Source organism: Bradyrhizobium sp. SHOUNA76 (assembly GCF_023006445.1).
In the GTDB taxonomy this organism is placed as follows: domain Bacteria; phylum Pseudomonadota; class Alphaproteobacteria; order Rhizobiales; family Xanthobacteraceae; genus Bradyrhizobium.
On the sequence record NZ_JALBHA010000005.1, the window covers coordinates 60336 to 66481 of the forward strand.

The 6146-nt window shown below is 61.6% G+C and carries 5 protein-coding genes; all 5 read right to left on the minus strand.

Going from position 1 to position 6146, the window contains the following annotated elements:
- Positions 1 to 3: 3 nt before the first annotated feature.
- Entirely contained in the window at positions 4 to 729 is a 726-nt protein-coding gene (gene phbB, locus MOV74_RS01920; RefSeq protein ID WP_246917135.1) for an acetoacetyl-CoA reductase, read from the minus strand.
- Positions 730 to 849: 120 nt separating this feature from the next.
- On the minus strand, positions 850 to 2022 hold the full coding sequence (locus MOV74_RS01925) for an acetyl-CoA C-acetyltransferase (protein WP_246917138.1): 1173 nt from the start codon (positions 2020 to 2022) through the stop codon (positions 850 to 852).
- Positions 2023 to 2087: 65 nt separating this feature from the next.
- Positions 2088 to 3401 carry a dicarboxylate/amino acid:cation symporter gene (locus tag MOV74_RS01930; protein ID WP_246917141.1) on the minus strand — a complete coding sequence of 438 codons (1314 nt, stop codon included), beginning with the start codon at positions 3399 to 3401 and terminating at the stop codon, positions 2088 to 2090.
- A 41-nt stretch (positions 3402 to 3442) separates the two neighbouring features.
- Entirely contained in the window at positions 3443 to 5188 is a 1746-nt protein-coding gene (gene lpdA, locus MOV74_RS01935; protein ID WP_246917144.1) for a dihydrolipoyl dehydrogenase, read from the minus strand.
- 15 nt (positions 5189 to 5203) lie between these two features.
- Positions 5204 to 6146: 2-oxo acid dehydrogenase subunit E2 (locus MOV74_RS01940; RefSeq protein WP_246917147.1), on the minus strand; the 943-nt coding region annotated here is incomplete at its 5' end.

A 6146-nucleotide genomic window follows, 5' to 3' on the forward strand; every position in this document is an offset into this window, starting at 1 on the left:
GGCTCAAACCATGTGCTGGCCGCCATTCGCTGAGATCGTCGAGCCCGTGATGAAACCGGCGTCGTCAGACGCCAGGAACACCACCGCTCGCGCGATCTCATGCGGTTCTCCGAGGCGGCCGACCGGGATCTGGGGCAGGATGTTCTTGGCGACGACTTCCGGGTTGATCGCCTTGACCATCTCGGTGGCGATATAACCCGGGCAGATCGTGTTGACGGTGATGCCGGCGCGCGCGCCCTCCTGGGCCAGCGCCTTCACGAAGCCGATGTCTCCGGCCTTGGCGGCGGAGTAATTGACTTGGCCCATCTGGCCCTTCTGACCGTTGATCGAGGAGATGCAGATCACGCGACCAAACTTGCGTTCGCGCATGCCCTCCCATACCGGCCGCGTCATATTGAACAGCGAGTTCAGGTTGGTGTTGATGACCCCGTACCATTGCTCCGGCGTCATCTTGTGGAACATGCCGTCCTTTGTGATACCGGCGTTGTTGACCAGCACATCCACCGGACCGAGGTCGGCTTCGACTTGCTTCAGACCCGCCGCGCAGGCCTCGAAGTTCGACACGTCCCATTTGTAGACATTGATGCCGGTCGCGCTCTTGAACCTCGCGGCCGCTTCGTCATTGCCGGCATAGCTTGCAGCCACCTTGTAGCCGGCTGCCTTGAGCCCAACCGAGATCGCTTCACCTATACCGCGCGTTCCGCCGGTCACCACCGCAACCCTTGACATCATCCCCTCCTGATTTTGATCGGTTCATGTTGTATTCGCCGGCTCCGGTGAGCCGTTGTCGTTCGCGGACGGCCTCTGGTCGTCCGCGTCTCGTTCCGGTCGAATGGATCAGCCGCGGGCCTAGCGCTCGACCGTCAAGGCGACGCCCATGCCGCCGCCAATGCACAGCGTGGCTAGGCCCTTCTTCGCGCCGCGCTTCTGCATCTCGAATAGAAGTGTCGTCAGCACGCGCGCGCCGGATGCTCCGATCGGATGGCCGATGGCGATGGCGCCGCCATTCACGTTTACGATGGACGGATCCCAGCCCATATCCTTGTTGACGGCGATCGCCTGCGCCGCAAAGGCCTCATTGGCTTCGACAAGATCGAGGTCTTTGACCTTCCACCCGGCCTTCTCGAGCGCCTTGCGGGAAGCAGGAATTGGTCCCGAGCCCATCACCGCCGGATCAACGCCCGCGGTTGCCCAGGAGACGATCTTCGCAAGTGGCGTCAGCCCGCGCTTTTTGGCTTCGTCAGCGCTCATCAACACCAGGGCGGCCGCGCCGTCATTGAGGCCGGAGGCGTTTCCGGCGGTCACGCTGCCTTCCTTGTTGAAGGCGGGCTTCAACTTCGCAAGCGCGTCCAGCGTCGTGCCGGCGCGGATATACTCATCCTGGTCGACGACGACATCGCCCTTTCGCGTCTTGACGGTGACGGGAACGATCTCGTCCTTGAACCTGCCGCCCTTTTGCGCATCCTCGGCCTTGTTCTGCGAGCTTGTGGCAAACGAGTCCTGCTCATCGCGGGTGATCTGCCATCTGGCGGCGATGTTCTCAGCCGTGACACCCATGTGGTAGCCGTGGAACGCATCGAGCAGGCCGTCCTTCAACATGGAGTCGATGAACTTGACGTCGCCCATCTTCGTGCCATTCCGCAGGTGCGACAGATGCGGTGCCATCGACATGGACTCCATGCCGCCAGCAACGATAACTTTTGCATCCCCGTTGGCAATCTGCTGCAGGCCGAGGGCCACCGACCTCAGGCCCGAACCGCAGAGTTGGTTCATACCCCACGCCGTCTTCTCCTGCGGAATGCCGGCTGCCATCGCGGCCTGCCGCGCCGGATTCTGCCCTTCGCCGCCGGCGAGGACCTGTCCGAGGATGACCTCATCAACGTCTTCAGGCGCGAGTTTTGCGCGTTCGAGGGCGCCCTTGATCGCCACCGCGCCGAGCTCGTGGGCGGTCAGCGACCCCAAAGCCCCGTTGAAGGAGCCAACCGGCGTTCGCGCCGCGGAGACAATTACTACGTCAGTCATGATCAACTCCTTTGCTACCCATGGATGAACGGCGATGCTCCTCGAAGATCACCGCCGCGGTGTTCCTAGCCTGTCGTGACGGCGACCTCGATGTCGCTCGGATCGATGTCGCGATCGAGAGCGACACGTAGCTTCTCGCGGTCAAGCTCACCCTCCCACCACGCCACCACCACGCAGGCGACGCCATTGCCACAGAGGTTCGTGAGCGCCCGGCATTCGCTCATGAACTTGTCGATGCCGAGCACGATCGCCATGCCCGGAAGCAACTCGGGCCTGACCGCAGCCAGGGTGCCTGCAAGCGTGATGAAACCCGCGCCCGTGATACCGGAAGCGCCTTTCGATGTGAGCATGGCAACGATGAGAATGGTCATCTGCTCACCGAAGCTGAGTTCGACGTTCATCGCCTGGGCAATGAAGAGCGTCGCCAGCGTCATATAGATGTTGGTGCCGTCGAGATTGAATGAGTAGCCGGTCGGCACCACGAGGCCGACGACCGGCTTGGAGCAACCGAGGCGCTCGAGCTTCTCCATCATCTGGGGAAGTGCGCTCTCCGAGGAGGACGTCCCCAGCACGATCAGCAGCTCGTCCTTGATATATTTGAGGAACTTGAAGATCGAGAAGCCGGCAACACGGGCGATAGTGCCGAGTACCACGATGACGAAGACCAGCGCTGTCAGATAGAAAGTGGCAATGAGTCCGGCAAGGTTGCCCAGCGCCTGCGGACCGTACCGGCCTATCGTATAGGCCATGGCTCCGAATGCACCGATCGGCGCGACCTTCACGATGATCGAAATGACACCAAACATCGCGTGGGCGACGTCGTCGACGAACGCCCGTACGGTATGGGCCCGTTCACCGAGCCCCATCAGCGCAAAGCCGAACAGGATTGCAAACAACAGGACCTGCAGTATCTCGCCCTGCGCGAACGCGCCGACTACCGTGTCAGGAATGATGTGCAGGACGAAGTCTACCGACTTCATCTCGCTTGCCTGCTTGGCGTAGCCGGCGACCGCTGCGGCGTTCGATTGTCCCTGGAAACCCGATCCCGGGTGCAGCACGTTGGCGACAATCAAGCCCAGCGCCAGCGCGAAGGTCGATACGACCTCGAAATAGATGAGCGCCTTGACCGCGACGCGGCCGACCTTCTTCACCTCGGAGATGTGGGCGATTCCGGAGACGACAGTGCAGAAGATGATGGGCGCTATGGCCATCTTGATGAGCTTGACGAAGCCATCGCCCATCGCCTTGATCCAGTCGTTCTTGCCGAGATCTGGCCACAGCCAGCCGACGATGATACCGAGCACGATCGCCGCGAGCACCTGAACATAGAGAATCCGGTAAATCGGCTTCTTCTGATCCGCAATCGTTGTTCCGGACATCGTATCTTCTCCCTGATCTCGTCGTGTCTGCGCCACCAACGTCATTTTTTTCTCTGCGGCGGCAGATCGGTGCAATGGCCCTCGAAGACTTCCGCCGCCATTCCTATGGACTCGCCGAGTGTCGGATGCGGGTGAATGGTCTTGCCTATATCGGCCGGCTCACAGCCCATCTCGATCGCAAGGCAGATTTCGCTGATCAGATCGCCGGCATGCGTACCGACGATGCCGCCGCCGATGACCCGGTTCGTCGCAGTATCGAACAGCAGCTTGGTAAACCCTTCATCGCGGCCGTTGGCGATGGCGCGGCCGGAGGCCGCCCAAGGGAAGACCGACTTGCCGAACTTGATGCCCTCGGCCTTGCATTGGTCTTCGGTCTTGCCAGCCCAGGCGACTTCGGGGTCAGTGTAGGCGACCGAGGGAATCTGTCGCGCGTCAAAGTATGATTTCTCACCATGGGCGACTTCGGCAGCGACGTGGGCCTCATGCACCGCCTTATGCGCCAGCATCGGCTGGCCGACGATGTCCCCTATCGCGAAGATATGCGCCACGTTGGTCCGCATCTGCCTGTCGACGTCAATGAAACCGCGCTCGGTCACGGCAACGCCGGCCTTCTCGGCTCCAATCTTCTTGCCGTTCGGGCTTCGGCCGACGGCGACGAGGACGAGATCATAGACTTGCGGCCCGGCAGGCGCCTGCTCACCCTCGAAACTCACCTCAATCCCGGCCGAGTTGGCCTTCGCGCCGACCGTCTTGGTCTTCAACATCACCTTGTCGAAGCGCTTGGCGTTCGTCTTCTCCCAGACCTTGACCAGATCGCGGTCGGCGCCCTGCATCAGGCCGTCGAGCATTTCGACGACGTCGATGCGCGAACCGAGCGTCGAATACACCGTCGCCATTTCGAGCCCGATAATGCCGCCGCCGATCACCAGCATGCGTTTCGGGATCGATTTCAGCTGCAGCGCACCCGTCGAATCGACGACGCGCGGATCTTCGGGAAGGAACGGCAATTTCATGGCCTGACTGCCGGCCGCGATGATGGCATGGGCAAATTTGACCGTCTTCTTGCCACCCGCCGACACGATCTCGAGATGATGCGGATCGAGAAAGGTCCCGACGCCGGTCACCACTTCGACCTTGCGCGCCTTCGCCATGCCGGCAAGACCGCCCGTCAGCTTGTTGACGACGCCGTCCTTGAACCCTCGCAGCTTGCCGAGGTCGATTTGCGGCGCTCCGAAGGAAATGCCGTGATCAGGGAGATGCTTAACCTCGTCGATAACGGACGCGGTGTGCAACAACGCCTTGCTCGGGATGCAGCCGACGTTGAGGCAGACGCCACCGAGCGTATCGTAGCGTTCGACCAGCACAGTCTTCATGCCGAGATCGGCAGCGCGAAAGGCCGCTGAATAACCGCCGGGACCGGCGCCGAGCACCAGCACTTCGCATTCGATGTCCGCCTTGCCCGAATGGGACGCCGCGGCAGGCGCAACAGGTGGCGTCGCGGCAGCCGGCTGCGATGCCGGCGCATGCGTCGGCGCAGCCGCAGCTCCCGTCATCTCCAGCACGAGGATGGTCGACCCTTCACTGACTTTCTGGTCGATCTTGACCTTGACTTCCTTGACGATACCGGCATGCGAGGACGGAATCTCCATCGACGCCTTGTTGGACTCGACCATGATCAGGCTGGTGTCGACCGCCACTGTCTCACCGGGCTTCACCATGACCTCGATGACGGCCACGTCCTTGAAGTCACCGATATCAGGAACTTTTACTTCGATCTGCTGAGCCATGCTGCTCTCCCCCTCTCAGAACAGCACGCGCCTGAGATCGGCGAGTACGTTGGCGAAATAGACATTGAAGCGTGCGGCGGCCGCACCATCGATGACGCGGTGATCCCAGGACAGCGACAGCGGCAAGGTCAAGCGCGACGTCCAGGTCTTGCCATCAGGCGAATGCTGTTTCCAGTATCCCTTGCAGACGCCCATGATTGCGACTTCCGGCGCGTTGATGATCGGCGTAAAGTAGATGCCGCCGATGCCGCCAAGCGAGGAGATCGAGAAGGTGCCGCCCTGCATCTGGTCGGGTTTGATCTTGCCCTCGCGTGCGAGCTTTGCGAGCGCGTTCATCTCGTTGGCGATCTCGGGCAGCGATTTCTTGTCGGCATCGCGGATCACCGGCACCATCAAACCGTTCGGCGTGTCCGCAGCAAAGCCGATGTGCCAATAGTTCTTGTAGACGAGCGTGTCGCCGTCGAGGCTGGCGTTGAATTCCGGAAATTTCTTCAGCGCCGCAACGGCCGCCTTCACCATGAACGGCAGGAGCGAGAGCTTGACGCCGCTCTTCTCTAGTTCCTTGTTCATCTTCACCCGGAACTGCTCGAGTTCGGTGATGTCAGCCTCGTCATGGGTGGTGACGTGCGGGATGACGACCCAGTTGCGATGCAGGTTGGCCGCGGAAATCTTCTTGATGCGGCCGAGCTCCTTGCGCTCGACCGGACCGAACTTTGCGAAATCGATCTTAGGCCAGGGCAGAAGGTCGATGCCGCCGACACCGCCGCCGCCAGCGGCCGAAGCTTGCGGCTTGGCAGACGCAGCTCCGCCCTTGGCAAAGGCCTCGACGTCCTCGCGCACAATGCGGCCGTGATCACCGGATCCCTTGACCTTGCCGAGATCGACACCCAGTTCGCGTGCCAGCTTGCGCACCGCAGGACCGGCGTAGGCGAGCGCGAAGGCCTTCTCGTCCACCCCG

Coding starts and splice junctions, on each gene's coding strand:
- lpdA (WP_246917144.1), bottom strand. CDS start 5,188: ATGGCTCAGCAGATCGAAGTAAAAGTTCCTGATATCGGTGACTTCAAG.
- MOV74_RS01925 (WP_246917138.1), bottom strand. CDS start 2,022: ATGACTGACGTAGTAATTGTCTCCGCGGCGCGAACGCCGGTTGGCTCC.
- MOV74_RS01930 (WP_246917141.1), bottom strand. CDS start 3,401: ATGTCCGGAACAACGATTGCGGATCAGAAGAAGCCGATTTACCGGATT.
- phbB (WP_246917135.1), bottom strand. CDS start 729: ATGTCAAGGGTTGCGGTGGTGACCGGCGGAACGCGCGGTATAGGTGAA.